Origin of the sequence: Cyclobacterium amurskyense, assembly GCF_001050135.1 — a bacterium.
Taxonomy (GTDB): domain Bacteria; phylum Bacteroidota; class Bacteroidia; order Cytophagales; family Cyclobacteriaceae; genus Cyclobacterium; species Cyclobacterium amurskyense.
In genome coordinates this window covers 220,530-238,430 of record NZ_CP012040.1, presented here as the reverse complement: position 1 = coordinate 238,430, position 17,901 = coordinate 220,530, and the positions used below count along the sequence as shown (strand labels likewise).

Genomic DNA, 17,901 nt, shown 5'->3' with positions numbered 1-17,901 from the left:
TGCATTATTGACCTGTTTGATTTTTATCATATAGCTTTCAGAATGTTAGGATCTAATTTGTAAATTAATGCTTAATAAATTTGATATATCATAAAGTCAGGTCGTATATTTGGAAAAAGATAAAAAGGTCTTTTTATTTTAAACTCTTATTCATTCATTTAAACCTGTTAATATATGCTCTCAAAATCACAAGCACGGGCATTTTTCCTAGGAGGTACAATGGTAACATTTCTAATATTTATTGGATTGACCATTTATTCACTTGCTCCTGGAAATGACCAAACAAATCATGAGTTAATCACCGATCAGGTGATCAAAGGAAAACATTTGTGGGAAACCAACAATTGTATGGGTTGTCATTCTATTTTAGGTGAAGGTGGCTATTATGCACCAGAGTTGACTAAAGTAGTAGAAAGACGCGGTGCTCCTTTGATCAAAGCCATCTTACAATCACCTGTTCCTTGGGCACCCAACGGTCGAAAGATGGTGGCCTATGAGATGACGGACGAAGAAGCCGAAGCCATGGTGGCTTATTTTAATTGGATAGGTGGAATAGATCTTAACGGATTTGATAGGATTGTTTCTCCATTAGCAAAAGACAAAAAATAAACAATTGCCTTATGAAATATAAATCACAAAAAGTAGCCTATTGGTTTTTTGCCCTTTGTATGCTGCTCTTTTCCTTGCAAATAGTGTATGGTTTTATCATGGGATTTGCCAGGATAGGTATGGATGGCCTTCATGATTGGATACCTTTCAATACTGCTCGAGCAGTGCACACAAATTTGTTGGTAGTTTGGTTATTAACAGGCTTTATGGGAGCAGCTTATTATATTATTCCAGAGGAAGCTCAGCGGGAGTTGGTAAGTGTGAAATGGGCCTATATTCAATTGATATCTCTTGCCGTGGTAGGGGTTTTAGCCATCACTGGTTACCATTTTAATATTTGGGAAGGTCGTAAATTTCTGGAAATTCCAAGAGAACTTGACTACTTGGTCGTGGCCAATGTGCTCCTGTTTCTTGGGATAATTTTAGCGACCCTTTTTAAAGGGAAGCGACAAACTACTACTGCCATGGTTTTGACTATGGGTTTGGTCTTTGCAGCTCTATTGTACCTACCCGGTATGATTTGGTTTGATAGTCAGGTGACAGATTCTTTTTTCCGTTGGTGGGTTGTGCATCTATGGGTAGAAGGTGTTTGGGAATTGATTATGGGTGGTATTTTAGCTTTCCTGCTTATCAAGCTCACCGGAGTGGATAGAGAAGTAATTGAGAAGTGGTTGTATGTAATTGTTGGACTTACTTTTCTCTCAGGTGTATTAGGAACAGGTCACCATTATTATTACATAGGAGTAAACAAAATCTGGTTGATAGTAGGAGGGGTTTTCTCTGCACTTGAGCCTTTGGCCTTCCTAGCAATGGCACTGTTTGCGGTGTACATGTACAGAAAAGGTGAAAAAAATCACCCCAATAAAATCGCTTTGTTTTGGACCATTGGTGCTGCCATTGTCTCCTTTATAGGCGCGGGGCTATTGGGTTTTGCCCATACACTTCCTCAGACCAATTTGTATACACATGGAACGCTAGTGACTGCCATGCACGGACATTACGCCTTTTGGGGTGCTTATGCAATGATTGTTCTAGCAATTATCAGCTATGTCATGCCCAATATCACAGGTAGAAAACGTCATGACAATACGAATGGCCACCTGGCATTTTGGCTTTCCAATATAGGTATGCTGGGTATGGTGGTAGCCATGGGAGTAGCAGGAGTGGTTCAGGTTTATCTTGAAAGACGTTTGGGAATGGATTTTATGGTGGCACAAGAGGAAGTGAAAATACATTTTGTCGTGATGCTTATCAACGCAACGCTTTTCGCTTCAGGCATTAGCCTCTACATTTATGAATTTATTAAATACGGTAGACCTACAGATGAGGCCCTGGAAGAAGCACTTGACGAAGAGCAGGTGCTGGTGAAATAAAAGCTGGTTTCCAGCTCTTATGGGATTTTATTGGTCATCCTTTTTATAAAAATCAATCTAAGGCCAAATCGTTCTCTGCAGCGGTTTGGTCTTCTAATACCTTCAAAAACAGCATTTATGATTGCCATAGCACCTTATTACCTTGAAACACAAAAGGAGTCGGAAGTTTTTCAGCACGCTTTTAAAAATAAATTGCCCTTATTAATCAAAGGTCCTACAGGTACAGGAAAGTCAAGATTTGTAGCCTATATGGCACATGAACTTGACAAAGCCTTGATTACCATTAGCTGCCATGAGGAGACTTCTTCAACGGATCTTATTGGGCGCTTTATCATTAAAGGAGCTGAGACGGTCTGGCAGGATGGGCCGCTAACCACCGCAGTAAAAGAGGGAGCTTTGCTTTACCTTGATGAGGTGGCTGAGGCTCGGCCTGATGTCATCGTTGCCATTCATTCCCTTACTGACCATAGACGAGAATTGTTTATAGACAAACTAGGGCTAACCATTAAAGCCCACGAGGATTTTATGTTGGTGGCCTCCTTTAACCCCGGTTATCAGAAAGGATTCAAAGAATTGAAGCCTTCCACTCGGCAGCGCTTTTTAGCCATTTCTTTTGAATATCCTGATGCCAAAAAGGAAATTGAAATCCTTATGAATGAAAGTGGTATCAATAAGGATGATGCCAAAAAACTTGTAGCCATAGGGCAGAAAATCCGAAACCTCACGGAATTGGGATTGGCAGAAACAGTTTCTACCCGGCTTTTGGTGGATGCCGCCAAACTGATAGAAAGTGGACTTCCCAAGAGGCTGTCTGTAAATGTAGCTGTTGTGCAGCCTTTGAGTGATGATGCCGATACGATTCAAGCCTTAAATGATCTGGCAGGCTTGATGATTTAATCATAAACCCGAAACATGCAAAAGAAAAGGGGCAACCATTTCAGCTATAAGCATACCTAAAAACACTAGAATAACTTTATAACATGGGATTTGAGTTAGATGAATGGATTTATGGCAAGTTTGTCAGGTATTTCAAGAAAAGCAGACTTGCTGCTGAAGAAAGGCTGGAAAACAAGGTCGATCTTGAAAGTATCAAGCCTAGACTTACTTTTTTGGCCAGGGCGATTACAGGTAAAGCCATTACTGTTTTTCCTGCAGAGCGTGAGGGAGGATATAAAAATGAAAGCTATTTTCTACCGGTTTCGTTTGCCTTGCTTCCGTCTTGGGAGGAGAATTTATTCTTTTATTTTTATAGAATAATATTTTTAAGCATTCAGCAAGACCTGGGTGCCTGCTGGGACAAAGATGTGGATGACCTTACGCTATCCCGTCAAGTGGCTGAACAGATTGCCCCAGAGGTTTTGGAAAAGATGGAGGAGACCTATCCGGCTGTTTTTCATTTTCACAATAAGGCAAAAGATATTTTTACCCAACAAACCAAACCAGAAAACCCCTCAGATTTCACCTGGTTGTACGGCAAATGGATGTGTAGTATAGCGGATTCATCAAAAAGCCCATTAGAGAATTTTGATGATCAAACGAAAAAGGGTAAAGAAACGACCCCAACTACTACCTTGAGTGCTCGTGCCGTAGAGGAGGTCAAGAATTTGAGTCTGGATAAAAAGCAGCAGGAGGATTATGTATTGACCCATAACTTTGAGAAAGTTGAAACGGCAGAAGAAGCAAATGGGGTGTGGAGAGATTTTGATGGCAAGGATGAACTGGAAGAGCATCAGGAGGCCTTGGAGGAAATTAATATGCGATTTACTGTGCGTGTGGATGATACAGCTCATTCGGTCTATCAAGCAGATTTTATAGAAAATACCACCCTAGCAGAAAGTGCTTCAAATGACGAGAAGGGCTTGCACTTAAAATACGATGAATGGGATTTTAAAAAGCAACAATACAAAATAGACTTTTGTAAAGTCTATCCAAGATTGCAGGTGCAGACAGACACTCAATATTACAAAAGAACAATTGCCAAAAATGCTTCCACCTTGATGGGTTTGAGGAAAATGCTCACCTCTGTCAATAATAAAATGATGCAAATGAGGAGGCAAAATCAAGGAGAAGAATTTGATATTGATGCATTGACGGATCTTTATACTGATGTGCATGCGCGAAAGACACCTTCTGAAAACATTTATGTCTCCAATCGAAAAAAAGAAAAGAGCATCTCTATTCTATTGCTACTTGATGTGAGTCTTTCCAGTGATGGTTATGCTGCCAATAGCCGTGTTATTGATGTTGAAAAGGAAGTTTCCATTTTATTTGGAGAGATTTTACATGAGTTTTCTATCGATTTTTCTATTGATAGCTTTTACTCTAAAACCAGGAATTATTCTACCTATCTCACCCTTAAGGATTTTGACGAACCATGGGAGAAAGCCAAACACAAGATAGGAAGTGTGGAGCCGCAGGGATATACGAGGATTGGTTCAGCTTTACGGCATGCCGGGGCCAGATTGGATGATAGGGATAGTAGAAACAAATGGGTCATTTTGATCTCAGACGGTAAACCGAATGATTATGACAAGTATGAAGGGAAATACGGGATTCAAGATGTGAAACAAGCCCTTAGAGAATTGAATGAAAGAAAAATTAATTCCTATGCCCTGGCAATAGAAGCACAGGCGAAATATTATTTACCTCAAATGTTTGGCCAAAATCACTACCAGATTTTGACCTCCCCTGTGGAACTGATGAAGTCGCTGGTAAAGCTGTATGAGAAGATTAAACACCAATAAGTAGAGAAAGAAAAAGAACACAATCAGTATGGAGCAAATGCAGGAAAAAATTTCGTTTAAAAATATTTATTATCCTCCAGGTGGAATAATGCTCTGGATCATAATTTTTCTGGAACTAGGCACTTTCGGTCTTGGACTGTTAGGTTTGGCTTATTATGGCGCCCTGACTCCTGAGCTATTTCATGAAGCAAGAATGCATCTAAATACACTTTTAGGCACCAGCAATACTTTGATTTTATTGGTCAGTGGATACACCATGGCCAGGGCAGTGGCTGCTTTTAGAAGTGGAGACAAGCAAAAAGCCAAATGGTTGATAAAAATAACCCTAATTGGCGGGGCTTTATTTTTAGCATTGAAAAGCTATGAGTACTATGAGAAACTTGCTTCTGGATTAGAAATGTGGGACAATATGTTTTACACTTTTTATTGGTTACTCACCGGTTTTCACCTTGTGCATGTGGTGGTAGGGATGGTTATTTTAGGCTATATGTCTTTTAAAATAGATGCCAGAAAATCACCTACCGACGAGCTGGATCTGGAGTCAGGCGCAGCCTTTTGGCACATGTGTGACTTGATATGGCTATTGTTGTTTCCCTCACTTTATTTGATTTTCTAATGAAAAATACCCAGGAAATTACCTTGTTTGTTTTGATCGGATTAACCTTGCTTACAGCCGCTGCTGCAAATTTTATTGGTGAAAAGGCTGCCTATCTCCCTTTGCTTATAATGGGAATAGCAGCAATTAAATTCTTATTGGTTGCTTTTCAATTTATGGAGCTAAAAGAAGCCCATCGATTTTGGAAAATTCTCACGGCAGTAGTTGGTGTTTCTTTGGCCTTTTTAATAGGGGTTTTGGCCTAATTTTTCTCGAAGTATTAAGCAGAAAAAAACAGGGTTTACATTTTTTAATTTAAGGAAGTCTAAAAAGAATCTCATTCAAATTAACAGGTTCAGTTTGTTCAAAATGTTTTTAGGGTGTGAATAGAAATGGTTAGCTTTAGGTTTATAAGGTTACCCCTATGAAACTGAAAGGCTTTTATGGAAACGCTTCTTAAAGAAATCAGAGCTTGTAGAATTTGCGAAAAACACCTTCCTTTAGGCCCTCGGCCGGTTTTATCTGCGCATTCGAAGAGTAAAATTCTAATCGTAGGGCAGGCTCCGGGTACCAAGGTGCATGTCAGCGGTGTGCCCTGGGATGATGTTAGTGGTAGGAATCTCAGGAACTGGTTGGACGTTGACGCAACACTTTTTTATGACCCCGAAGTTTTCGGGATAGTACCCATGGGTTTTTGCTATCCTGGAAGGGGCAAGGGTGGGGATTTGCCTCCTAGACCCGAATGTGCACCCGAATGGCATGCGGATTTGTTTCGTGAGATGCCAGCCATTCAATTGGTATTGTTGATAGGGCAGTATGCACAAAATTATTACCTGGGAAAGGAGAAGAAGAAAACCTTGACCGAAACGGTAAGGAATTACCAAAATTACCTTCCAAAGTTTTTTCCTTTGGTGCACCCTTCGCCTAGGAATAGAATCTGGCAAATGAAAAACCCTTGGTTTGAAGATGAAGTGGTGCCCGCCTTGCAAAATGAAGTGCATGCGCTACTGTGATTTGTTTTGAACCAATAAAATGTGCCATCTCTTTATTGCTCCCTTCGATTTGGGTTTCATTGTTGCTTAATGCGAGTTATTGTATTGTCTTATGTTTGGTTTTTGAAATTCTGTTTGTCTGTTTACTGAATTAACGTTATTTTGAGGCATGAAAAACTTGAGAAGAGATTTTTTAAAAAAATCAGTATTGGCGGCTGGCAGCCTTTTGACAATACCAACGATCATACCCGGATCGGCATTGGGTAAAAATGGCTTTGTGGCACCCTCAGATAGGATTAATCTGGGTTTTATTGGTGCCGGGAATCAGGCTGGAAATGATGTCAAAGACTTTTTAGCTGACAAGCGTGTTCAAGTGACGGCTGTTTGTGATGTCAATAAAAAAAGTTCAGGATATTGGAATGGCAAAGTTGCGGGGAGAGATTATATCATGCAAGTAGTGGATGAGCACTATTCAGAGAAAAACAAGTCCAGCTATCAATCTGCTATTGGCTATACTGATTTTAGAGAATTACTAGAAAACAAAGATATAGATGCTGTAGAAGTAGTCACTCCCGACCATTGGCATTCTATACCCGTGATGATGGCAGCTGCGGCGGGCAAACATATTTATTGCCAAAAGCCTCTTTCACTTACAGTAGAAGAAGGAAGGGCCATGAGTGATGCTGTCAAAAAATACGGTGTGACCTTTCAAACGGGCAGTCAGCAAAGATCCAGTTATCATTTCAGAAGGGTTTGTGAGCTGGCGAGAAATGGAAAGTTGGGAGATCTTCATACCGTCACTTGCGGACTTCCTGGGGGAACACCTGATTTTGGAAGAACAGGTCACTTGACAGAAACCATTCCAGTGCCCAAGGATTTTGATTATGACATGTGGCTAGGTCCTGCTCCTGAAGCACCCTTTAGTCCTTGTAGAACCCATGTAAACTTTCGTTGGAACCTGGACTACTCAGGTGGCAATGTCACAGATTGGGGAGGGCATCATCCCGACATTGCCCAGTGGGGAATGGGGACTGAACTCACTGGTCCGGTAAAAATTCAAAATGCCCAAGCGGTTTGGTCAGATCATCCGGTTTGGAATACGGCTACAAGGTTTTATTTTGAGTGCATTTATGAAAATGGGCTAAAGTTAATCATTCAGAGTGACAAAGACATGGGCGTGACTTTTCAGGGAACCGAAGGTTCGGCATGGGCTACAAGAGGAGACCATAAAATCAATCCTGAAAGTTTGAAGGACACCGTAATTGGACCTGATGAAACGCAACTGTATGTAAGCGATAACCATTTTGAAAATTTTATAGATTGCATTTATTCCGGTGAGGAAACAGTGGCTCCAGCAGAGGTAGGCCACCGGTCTATTACCCTTGCCCATTTGGGGAATATTGCCATGATGTTGGAGCAGGATCTGCTTTGGGATCCGAAAAAAGAACAGTTCAAAGATAATTTTGCAGCCAATCAGTTGCTTATGAGGAAAATGCGAGAGCCTTGGGCTTCTATTTATCGAAGTTTAAAAGTCTAATCATTATCTACTCGAGAATGTTTTTATATTACAATACCTGATTAAAGTCAGTTAATAGGCTGAGAAAATTAAGTCTTTTTGGGCAGGTATCTGGTTAATTTTGTAATTGATCTAAGGATTTTTCAAGTCTGGAAATAAATTAAAAATTACCAATATGTCCCTAATTCATAATTTCCATATCCCTGTAATGGGTTTGGGTTTTACAGTAGATACCCCACTTAAAGTCGCACGTTTTGGCATCTCATCTGTAGTGTCCATTATGGATGACCAGCTGTTGGAAGACATGCGTAGTCATTATACCAATACGGAGGAATTTGAGCCAATAAATGAAAAAGTTGATGATTCCAGAGCAAAACGAATCAAGGCTTACCTTAATTTTTTACAAAGTACTGTTGATGCTCAAGTTGAAGAATTAAAAAATCAAAACTTTGGAGAAGGGCAGGAGATAGACAAGTACTTTGATTTATTGCCCTTTGATCATCCTTTAAGCGCTCTGTATTTAAATATGCAGCTTGCTACAGGTAAAGAAAAACTTGACCTCCAAGAAGCATTAAGGGAGGCAATTGTCCCAGGTAGTATTGATGTCAATATAATGACCAAGGTGGACAAGCTCAATTACGATAAAGAGGGAAACGTATTACCTAGAGAGTATTCAGATGCTTTGCTTGCTTTAAAAGGCTTTGCAGAGAGTAATGTGAGAGGTGGAGTGGTTTTTTCTGCAGGCATGAATCCAGCCCTTTATGGCTATGCAGAGAAGTTCAAAGATTTTTTTCCTGATGAAAATGGTCTCATAAAAAAACCGATTATTTTAAAAGTTTCGGATTACCGATCTGCTTTGATTCAAGGAAAGTTTCTAGCAAAGAAAGGATTGTGGGTGGATGAATACCGAATAGAGTCCGGCTTGAACTGTGGAGGTCATGCTTTTGCTACAGATGGATTTCTTGCGGGGCCTATACTAGATAGTTTTAAAAATAATAGAGAAGGTCTTAAAGAAGAAATATTGACGATCTGTCAGGATGCTTTGAGTAAAAAGAATCAACCATTATTGCCATATAATATCAAACCCAAAATCACTTACCAGGGTGGTATCGGTAGTTCGGATGAAAACCGCATGTTGTTAGAAAAATACGAATTGGATGGCACCGGTTGGGGCAGTCCTTTCCTTTTGGTTCCTGAGGCCACAAGTGTAGATGAAGAGACCTTTGACAAACTTCTGAAAGCCAAAAAATCAGATTTCTATTTGAGTAGGGCTTCTCCTTTGGGCGTGCCATTCAATAACCTGAGAACAAGCACTGCAGAAGCTCAGCGAAAGGAAAGAATTGCAAAAGGAAAGCCTGGAAGCCCATGCTATAAAAAGCTTCTTTCTTCAAATGTTGAGTTTACAGACAAGCCAATTTGTACGGCATCACGACAATACCAAAATTTGAAAGTCAAACAAAGGGAAGCAGGCGAGATTTCTGAAGAGGCTTTGACAGAAGTATTAGAAAAGGATTGCCTTTGTGAGGGTTTAGGTGCTCCTGCATTATTGAGCGCAGGAGAAACACCCCGAAGGAACCTTAAAGCTGTAACCATTTGTCCTGGCCCAAATTTGGCTTATTTCAAAGGCTCTTTTAGCTTAAAAGAAATGGTAGACCATATTTACGGAAAGGTGAACCTAACTTTAGATCCGGAACGTCCGCATGTGTTTGTGAAGGAATTGCAACTCTACTTGCAACACCTCAGAACAGATATTGAAAATGCCTTGCCTGAAAATGGGAAGAAAATGGAAGTGTATATCAATAAGTTCAAGAAAAATTTATCTGAAGGGATTGCCTATTACCAGGATATGAAATCTTCTTGGTCCATGGACAATGCTTTGGTTTTAGAAAGGGTAAAAGCTCAATTGGCTGAAATGAAGTTAAAATTGCAGCTTGTATAACGTTTTTTAATCAATTCTCTATTTTTTACACTATTGCCCTTTTTTAGATTTTAAATAATCGGAAAAGGGCTTTTTTGATTTTAATCCTGATGTGAATGCTGGAGTTAACGACCGGGGGGAGAAAAAAGGGTAGATGTACTTTGTAGGAAAGCGAATGAAAGAGGTATATAGCCTAAAAAAAATTCCATCAGTCCTGTAGTAATCCCATTGCAAGCGCACTTGAAATTCGATAAAAATTTATTGTTTAAACTAGATTTGATGAAGAGTTTGAAATTAACTATTTCATGTGATTTTTTGAGTTTATATTTGCCTGAGTTTATTACAGATTAATTGGTTAAAAAAACTTTTGTTTACTGTGAGGGGCTAATTATAGAGGGAAATGCCATAAAACCAATTTACCTTTAAACAAAAAAGAACTTTTTTATCAAATACTCCAATAAAAATATATTCAATGAATTCAGAGAAAGCATTTTTATGTCTTTGGTTATTTATCGGGTTATCCTGTTTTGGATGCATTACAGAGGAAGATGGGAAATTGGACAATAACAATCCGGTCATTGCCATTATAAGTCCTGCAATAGATCAGACATACGTTGCCGAGTGGGGAGGTGCCTGGCCTGAAGGGGAACCTGTGCTACTTGAAGCCAAAGGGATTGATGATGTAAAGGTAAAGTCTATTCAGGTTACTGTTTCAATTAATATTGGAGATATTGTATTGAATAAGGTCCTTGAAAATCTGTCTGATAATAAATTGGAATTTACATTTTCGGAAAGTTTTACCGCTGAGGAAACAGGAGTTTATACGGTATTGTTTACTGTGATTGATTCCAGTGGAAATGTGGGGACTTCAACTGCCAGAACATTTACCTATTTATAATGGGTAGCTAACTGGTAGGGTATAAAAAACATATTTAACTTCTTTGATAGGATAAGTAAAAAGGTGTGATTTAGTTTAATATGACCATTAGTAAAGCTTTTATTTTTGATATGGATGGCGTTTTAGTCGATTCAGAGGGGTATTGGAAGCAGGCAGAATATGAAGTGTTTACTTCTTTGGGTGTTGAGGTAACTGATGAACAAGCAGACCTAACAAAATCCATGACCACTTTAGAGGTTACCCAGTTTTGGTACGAGAGATTTCCTTGGGGAAATGTCGCTTTAGAAGTAGTAGAACAGCTTGTTGTGTCAAGGGTTATTGCGTTAATTGAGTCTGAAGATTGTCTGATTGATGGTGTGAAATCCTTTATCGAAAAGCTTAAAGAAAAAAAGTATAAGATTGGTTTGGCAACAAATTCACCTCAAAGGATTATCCCTGTAGTATTAAAAAAATTGGATGCTTTGCATTTATTTGATGTAGCCCTATCCGCAGACTCAGAAATAAAAGGTAAGCCAGATCCTGCAATTTATTTCAGCGCGGCTGAAAAGTTAGGTGCTAATCCGGAGGAGTGCATAGTAATAGAAGATTCCTATTCAGGGATGCTGGCTGCGAAAAATGCAGGAATGAAGGTTATTGCTTTTACAAATGGAAGCAAAACCAAAGATTTTCAAATAGCAGACTTTCATATAGACAGCTTTGAAAGTGATAGGATGGAATTTTAAGTAAAATTTCAACCTTTTAATAAAATGGGCGTTTTTAGTTTCATTCAAATCCTTGTGGATCGCAAGTTTTTCTCCCATTTCCCCTTTATAAATCATCTAACTTTTTAAGAACCTTTCTTTAACTGAAAAGAGTCGTTTAAAAATTAAGTAAACAACATTTCTAGGGCCTTCCCGTAAGATGTGTTTTAGCAAACAGCAATTGGCTTGGATTAGCTTGTGTAGTAAAAGCCTCAATGAATAAACCCTTAATAGAGAGAAGATGTCAGTGCATTGCTATTGCCTACTGATCTTAATCCAGCATTGAGAAACTTAAAAAACGTAAAATGACAAAAAGAATATTCATTATAATCCTGTTTTTGAGTAGTTACCATTTCACATCCGCTCAAGACAACAACTTGCAATGGTTAGACATTGAACTTTCAAATTATCAATATCCCTATGCGGTTTCCTACTTGCCATTGAACATTCAAGAACAAGATTTGAAGATGGCTTATATGGATGTGAAGCCAGATCATTATAATGGGAAAAATATTGTTTTATTACACGGCAAAAATTTCAATGGAGCTTACTGGGAAAGCACCATCGAAGCATTGACAAAGGAAGGCTATCGTGTGATTGTTCCTGATCAGATAGGCTTTGGGAAATCCTCAAAACCAGCTTATTTTCATTATACTTTCCAACAACTTGCACTAAACACAAAAGCTTTACTTGATTCATTAAATATAAAGGAAACAGCTATTTTAGGGCATTCTATGGGAGGAATGTTGGCCACTCGATTTGCTCTGATGTACCCTGAGACGACTCAAAAACTTATTTTAGAGAACCCCATTGGTCTTGAAGATTGGAAATTAAAGGTTCCTTATAAACCTGTTGAGTGGTGGTACCAAAATGAATTGAAAAAGAATTATGAAGGCATTAAAAAGTACCAGCTTGAAAGTTATTATGACAATCAGTGGAAACCAGAATACGACCAATGGGTCAACTTACTGGCAGGATGGACACTTAATTCATCCTACGAAATCATTGCCTGGAATGCGGCACTTACTTATGATATGATTTTTACTCAGCCAGTGGTTTATGAGTTTGAGCATATATCATCACCTACCCTATTGATCATTGGTACTAGAGACAGAACGGCACTTGGTAAACCTTTGGTAGCTGATAAAGTCAGGGAAACCATGGGTTTATACGGCGAATTGGGTAAAATTACCCAAAAGAAGATTCCCGATGCTCAGTTGGTTGAACTTCCAGGCATTGGTCATATGCCTCATATTGAAAATTTTAATGGGTTTGTTGGTCCACTGATTGGCTTCTTAAAAGAATGATCGTTTAGGAAGTGATTTCTTCAACTTATGGTGGTTGGATTGCTTTATGGGTATTTAAATCCTAGGGCCAATAATTGTTGAGTTATTTTCCAAACAAAGGAACTTAAAGGCAAAGCAAAGCGGTTTATTTGTTGTCTATTCTGAATTTAATTTGCTTGACACCCAATTTAATTAATTCAGGAAGTTGATGTCCAAATTAGCCATTTGGGTTCTTTTAGTTAAGAGGATTTCTTGAATAGGGAAAAGGCTTAAGATATTCTAAGCTCTGAAACCTAGCTGTTCAAAAGGGGGAAAGTATGCGCTTGATAAACTTTTCATTGGAGTTTATTTTACATGGATGAGGTGACGAGTCCATTTGTAATTTAAGTAAGAAATGTCTGTTATTTGAAGTCGTAACTGAAGTTTTTAATGTAAAACTTTGTTTTTCAGGTGCTTGATACTTGATTGATTTATGGTTTTTCGCTTACCCGCCTTGTGATAATAGAATTGGTCAGGCTGTAATGGGTTCTGTGGTATATTGGTAATTAAAGATAAAAATGTCTTTTTATTTGCTACTATACTCTTTATCTTTGAATAGTTTTTAAATATTGGGCGTTTATTCGCCTATAAAAAGTAAGCCTGTTATGGGAAAACCGCTAAAGAGACATCCGGCATTTGTGCCTGTTTCTAGAGATCATCATTTTGGCTTGTTGTTAGTATGGAAGATACGGCAGGGACAAGAGAAGGGAATAGATCCTGAAAGATTACATAATTATGTAAAATATTTTTTCTCCACCCATTTAGAGCCTCATTTCTCTTTGGAGGAAAAGGTGATATTCTCATTTATGGCTAAGAATGACTTACTTAGAAAAGAGGTAGAAGGACAACACAAGGCGATCAGAAAGTTATTTAAGAAACTTGATGTTCTCAAAGAGGATGAATTGTCAGCGCAATTGACGGAACTTTGTTTGCTTGTAGAAGCACATATTCGTTTTGAAGAAAGGAAGCTTTTCCAATATTTGCAAGTCGAATTACAAAGCAAAGAACTTGAGAAAATGGAGGAGAAGGTAGCGGCAATCCACAATCCCATTACTGAAGAGTGGGAAGATAAATTTTGGATTAAATAAAGTAAAGATTATGTTTTCTAAAGCTTGCGAATATGGAATTAGAGCAGTGATTTACCTTTGGTCTCAAAATACCAAAGGTATAAAATTAGGCGTAAAGGATATCTGTAAAGAGATCGATGCTCCTGAATTTTTTACTGCGAAAATTTTACAATCTCTAGCCAAACAAGATTTAGTAAGTTCTACTAAAGGGCCAAATGGGGGCTTTTATATTAATGAAGACCAAGAAAATATGAGGCTTTTGGATCTTGTGAAGGCCATAGATGGAGATAAATTGTTCAAGGGTTGTGGGTTAGGATTAAAACATTGTTCAGAAATTCACCCTTGCCCTATACATGATGAATATAAAAAAATTAGAGAAAATTTAGCTAAATTGCTTTCTGATAAAACCATAAAAAAACTTGCGGAGGAGGTGTCTTCAGGTAAGGCTACCTTGGTCTCATTGCTGGGTTAAAATTAATAGGTTTGTATGGTTAAGAATGAAAAGGAAGATTTAGATTCATTGGATCAAATCATAAAATTAGTCGATCTTTTTTATGGAAAAGTAAAAGAAGACAATTTGATAGGGCCAATTTTTGAAGATAGAATTAAAGGCCACTGGGACAAACATCTTCAAAAAATGTACACCTTCTGGCAGACTGTTTTATTAGCGGAACACACTTATTACGGTAGTCCGTTTCCTCCACACGCAAAGCTACCTATAGATAAAAAGCATTTTGAACGGTGGCTATTATTATTTCAAGAAACACTTAGGGAAAATTTTTTTGGCGAAAAGGCAACTGAGGCCCTATGGCGAGCAGCCAAAATGGCTGAAATGTTTCAGATAAAAATTGATTATTACCGTGATAATAATATAAGCCCCTTAGGTTAAAAATAGAACAGGGGACTGTTGTTTAAAAGGATCATTCTTTATTAAGGGATTTTTACAAAAGCCTCTTCAATAACAGCCAAATTTACTGTTTTTAAAGAGGCTTTAGCAATAGATTTGATTTGCTTGCTAATTTTCGCAATCTCAGGGTTTTTATAAATAAGGAGTGGAAATAAGACAAAATAAACCTGAGATTTATATTTTACTAATCTCAAGAATTTGGTTTACAATCTCATCATTTTCTAATCCCAGCCCTTCTTTTTGGTATTGCAGAACCCCCTCTTTGTCAAATACACTTATAATATTAGAGTGAGAAAAATCCATGGGGTTTATTTTTTTGTATTTCACCGATAGGATATTGGCAAAATCTCTTACGCTGTCTTCGGTACCTTGAAGAAATAGCCATTGATCGGCATTCATCTCGTTTTCAGCTGCAAATTTCTTGAGCCTTTCAGGCGTATCAACCAAAGGGTCAATACTTACCAGTACATAGCGAGGTTGGGTCCCTGCCTTGGTTCCCACTTTTTCTTCAATAAACCGCATATCAGCGACCAATCTTGGACAAGCAGTTTGGCATGATGTGTAGATCATTACTACAACCAAAGGTTGCCCTTTTAGGTCAATAAATGAAATCTGATTACCATTCTGAGTGTTCCAATTGCTGGGTAAATTATAAATGGACATTTCATTCAATTCCTTGACTTCTTCTGGAGTGATTGAGGTTGAAGTTGTTTGTTCTTTGCACCCTTGAAGGAGTACAACAAGTGTCAACATTATTGTGATTGCTGTCTTCATGATCGTTTCATTTATGGCAGATTACCCTGCATTAATTTTATTATTGGATGTCTTTTGCACATCTAAAACCAAGGTTTGTCATACTGTACCTGGCCTTTAAACTAGAGCGCATAGCGTAACGCATAAAGGCGGCATAGTTCATCAAATCGTTGGCACCTAATGCCCCACTTGCACAAAATAAGCCTTGGTCAGTGTTTCCATTATTTCTGGATTCTCCTGTGATGATGATTGAATTAAAATCCAAGGTCCACTCCCAAACCAAACCATGTAAGTCGTAGACACCATAAATATTACTTGGTTTGCTGCCTACTTTTAGTAAGTAGGTTTTTGGTGTTTCATAGCTTCTCAGAATCGCTAAATTATAGAGGCTATCTTCTCTGGCATCTTCTTTCACTTCATTGGCCATGGCCAGATATTCCCATTCATCTACTGTAGGAAGACGTTTGCCCTGACATGCACAATAAGCCTTTGCCGCAAACCAAGAAACCTGAACGACTGGGCTGTTCTTGAATGCTGAAGGATAGCTAAGGTCTCCTTCCCAAACTTCTAGGTATCTTTTGTCTGCAAATAATCCCTTTACCTGAGATTTTCTCCATTCAGGGTATTCTTTTACGAATTGCAAATACGCTTCATGGGTTACCGGTAGTGGGTCTATATAAAAAGCACTTACATTAACTTCTTCACTTGAGTTGCCATAGAGTGGGAGGTAAGACCCCCCATCTATTTTTCTCATGGCATTTTCTTGACCAAAAGTGGAGAAATGGATCAATGCAAGTGCTCCTATTAATACCCAATTTTTCATTTTCTTTGTGCTTGAACCATTTGAGGAGTGATTACTTTTCCACTATTGCCCCAGCTATTGTATATGAAGGTCAGTACATTGGCAATCTCGCTGTCATTCATTTGTTGTGCAGGCATTATGCTATTATAGGACTTTCCATTTACAACCACCTCACCTGACAAACCGTGTAGTAATATCCCTATGGATCGATCCACATCTGCGTTAAGGTAATCGGATTTTGCAAGTGGAGGGAAAGCATTTGGAATCCCTTCACCATTCGGTTGATGACAGGCAAAACAGGCTTGCATGTATAAGTTTTTACCGGCAATAATTTGCTCTTCTTTACTAAGGTTTACAGGAGCTTCAATCTCCAGTTCATTTTTAGGCATATTTTGTATTACACTTCCTTCAGGCTGATAAATTCCTTCCATAATTGCTCCTGCAAATATTGCCTTGTTTTCCTCTCCAGACACGGAGAGAATACCTAAAGCCCCTTTATTAAATGCCCTGAAAATACTGTGATCTACCAGTACTAAGTTAGAAGGGACATCAGCCACAAATTCTACTATGGCCGAACCGCCAGCAGGGACCAATGTAGTTTGTACATTATGGTTGAATTGTTCTCCTCCTTCAAGGTAAACTTTGTCAAAAATCTCACCGATAACATGGAAGGAAGAAACTAAGTTTGGACCTCCATTACCGAAAAATATCCTGATGTTTTCACCTACTTTAGCGGTAATGCTGTTGTCACCTGAGAGGCCGTTAACATTTCCGTTAAATACTACATAGTCAGGGTTTTCATCAATGGCTTTTTGCATGCTAAATGGTTGCAATCCTTGTTGACCAAATTTCCCTTCTGTATAAAAGTCACCTTGCATTACATAAAACTCTCTATCCACAGGAGGTAATCCTCCTTCTGGTTCAACCAATATCAGACCATACATGCCATTGGCAATGTGCATTCCAACTGGTGCTGTTGCACAGTGGTAAACAAACAATCCTGGATTTACAACTTTAAAGGAAAAGGTCTTTTCTTGTCCTGGTGCAACGAATGAAGCTTCAGCACCACCGCCTTGACCTGTGACGGCATGTAAGTCTATATTGTGGGGTAGCTTATTGTCTGGGTGGTTTCTAATTGTAAACTCTACCACGTCTCCTACTCTTGTTCTGATAAAAGAGCCAGGAACAGAACCGCCGAAGGTCCAATACATATAGGTAACTCCATCGGCCATTTCTCCTTCTTTTTCAACGATCTCCATTTCTACAAATAGTTTTTTTGCAGGCCTGTTTCCAACTGGTGGAGGTACGTTTGGAGGGGCTGTAAGCGTGGCATGTTCTTCTCCAAATACTTTAATTTTGGCGTAATCTGTTACACTTTTTGGGGTATGATTTTTCTCTGAATCATGATTCCCACAACCAACCATTAATACTGAGATTAAGAGGATAAAAAGATAAAAATATCCTCTAACTGATCTTACTTTTGCTATTTCCATGGTAAATCATTATTTATATAGGTTGTAATTTTTAAAAGCTTTTTTTAGTGCTGTTTAGTTGGCTAAAGGTAGTGAGACATGGATGCGCCCAATAAAACAAAAATTAGGTGAAATCATGATATTTGTCATGTATTTTGATGAATAAATATTCTATTAAAATATATGTAAT

18 protein-coding genes are annotated in these 17,901 nt (G+C 38.5%); 15 read left to right on the top strand and 3 right to left on the bottom strand.

The features are described from left to right. Positions 1-174 precede the first annotated feature (174 nt). From CA2015_RS00930 to CA2015_RS00860, 15 genes are all read left to right on the top strand, one after another. Positions 175-609: a c-type cytochrome gene (locus tag CA2015_RS00930; protein ID WP_048640190.1), complete on the top strand. Its 435-nt coding sequence runs from the start codon at positions 175-177 to the stop codon at positions 607-609. 11 nt (positions 610-620) lie between these two features. Then, positions 621-1,982, top strand: coding sequence for a cbb3-type cytochrome c oxidase subunit I (locus CA2015_RS00925; RefSeq protein ID WP_048640189.1), 1,362 nt, complete (start codon positions 621-623; stop codon positions 1,980-1,982). Positions 1,983-2,099: 117 nt separating this feature from the next. Continuing rightward, a complete protein-coding gene (locus tag CA2015_RS00920) occupies positions 2,100-2,879 on the top strand; it encodes a CbbQ/NirQ/NorQ/GpvN family protein (RefSeq protein ID WP_048640188.1) in 780 nt (259 codons plus the stop codon). Between the two features lie 83 nt (positions 2,880-2,962). Further along, the gene (locus CA2015_RS00915) at positions 2,963-4,726 is read left to right on the top strand and encodes a nitric oxide reductase activation protein NorD (RefSeq protein ID WP_048640187.1); all 1,764 of its coding nucleotides are present in this window, start codon (positions 2,963-2,965) and stop codon (positions 4,724-4,726) included. 28 nt (positions 4,727-4,754) lie between these two features. Further along, entirely contained in the window at positions 4,755-5,342 is a 588-nt protein-coding gene (locus CA2015_RS00910; protein ID WP_048640186.1) for a cytochrome c oxidase subunit 3, read from the top strand. Continuing rightward, entirely contained in the window at positions 5,342-5,587 is a 246-nt protein-coding gene (locus CA2015_RS00905) for a cytochrome C oxidase subunit IV family protein (RefSeq protein ID WP_048640185.1), read from the top strand. Before CA2015_RS00910 ends, CA2015_RS00905 begins: the two co-directional genes overlap by 1 nt. Before the next feature lie 177 nt (positions 5,588-5,764). Next, positions 5,765-6,334 carry a uracil-DNA glycosylase family protein gene (locus tag CA2015_RS00900; RefSeq protein WP_048640184.1) on the top strand — a complete coding sequence of 190 codons (570 nt, stop codon included), beginning with the start codon at positions 5,765-5,767 and terminating at the stop codon, positions 6,332-6,334. Between the two features lie 148 nt (positions 6,335-6,482). After that, on the top strand, positions 6,483-7,850 hold the full coding sequence (locus tag CA2015_RS00895) for a Gfo/Idh/MocA family protein (protein WP_048640183.1): 1,368 nt from the start codon (positions 6,483-6,485) through the stop codon (positions 7,848-7,850). A gap of 154 nt (positions 7,851-8,004) precedes the next feature. Next, the gene (locus CA2015_RS00890; protein WP_048640182.1) at positions 8,005-9,768 is read left to right on the top strand and encodes a hypothetical protein; all 1,764 of its coding nucleotides are present in this window, start codon (positions 8,005-8,007) and stop codon (positions 9,766-9,768) included. Between the two features lie 451 nt (positions 9,769-10,219). Beyond that, positions 10,220-10,645 (top strand): Ig-like domain-containing protein, encoded by a 426-nt coding sequence (locus CA2015_RS00885; RefSeq protein WP_048640181.1) that lies wholly within the window; start codon positions 10,220-10,222, stop codon positions 10,643-10,645. 80 nt (positions 10,646-10,725) lie between these two features. After that, positions 10,726-11,367 (top strand): hexitol phosphatase HxpB, encoded by a 642-nt coding sequence (hxpB, locus tag CA2015_RS00880; RefSeq protein WP_048640180.1) that lies wholly within the window; start codon positions 10,726-10,728, stop codon positions 11,365-11,367. A gap of 323 nt (positions 11,368-11,690) precedes the next feature. Next, the gene (locus tag CA2015_RS00875) at positions 11,691-12,692 is read left to right on the top strand and encodes an alpha/beta fold hydrolase (RefSeq protein ID WP_048640179.1); all 1,002 of its coding nucleotides are present in this window, start codon (positions 11,691-11,693) and stop codon (positions 12,690-12,692) included. A 623-nt stretch (positions 12,693-13,315) separates the two neighbouring features. Continuing rightward, positions 13,316-13,798: a hemerythrin domain-containing protein gene (locus CA2015_RS00870; protein WP_048640178.1), complete on the top strand. Its 483-nt coding sequence runs from the start codon at positions 13,316-13,318 to the stop codon at positions 13,796-13,798. 10 nt (positions 13,799-13,808) lie between these two features. Further along, the gene (locus tag CA2015_RS00865; protein ID WP_048640177.1) at positions 13,809-14,249 is read left to right on the top strand and encodes an RrF2 family transcriptional regulator; all 441 of its coding nucleotides are present in this window, start codon (positions 13,809-13,811) and stop codon (positions 14,247-14,249) included. 15 nt (positions 14,250-14,264) lie between these two features. Then, positions 14,265-14,666, top strand: a complete 402-nt coding sequence (locus tag CA2015_RS00860; protein WP_048640176.1) for a group III truncated hemoglobin — start codon at positions 14,265-14,267, stop codon at positions 14,664-14,666. Between the two features lie 192 nt (positions 14,667-14,858). Here the strand turns inward: CA2015_RS00860 and CA2015_RS00855 are convergent, their stop codons facing one another. From CA2015_RS00855 to nirK, 3 genes are read right to left on the bottom strand one after another with little or no spacing between them, the layout of a single operon-like run. Beyond that, complete coding sequence (locus tag CA2015_RS00855; protein ID WP_157470231.1) at positions 14,859-15,458, bottom strand: SCO family protein; 600 nt, start codon at positions 15,456-15,458, stop codon at positions 14,859-14,861. A 40-nt stretch (positions 15,459-15,498) separates the two neighbouring features. Further along, positions 15,499-16,260, bottom strand: a complete 762-nt coding sequence (locus tag CA2015_RS00850; RefSeq protein ID WP_048640174.1) for a formylglycine-generating enzyme family protein — start codon at positions 16,258-16,260, stop codon at positions 15,499-15,501. Beyond that, positions 16,257-17,732 (bottom strand): copper-containing nitrite reductase, encoded by a 1,476-nt coding sequence (gene nirK / locus CA2015_RS00845; RefSeq protein WP_048640173.1) that lies wholly within the window; start codon positions 17,730-17,732, stop codon positions 16,257-16,259. Before nirK ends, CA2015_RS00850 begins: the two co-directional genes overlap by 4 nt. Positions 17,733-17,901 lie beyond the last annotated feature (169 nt).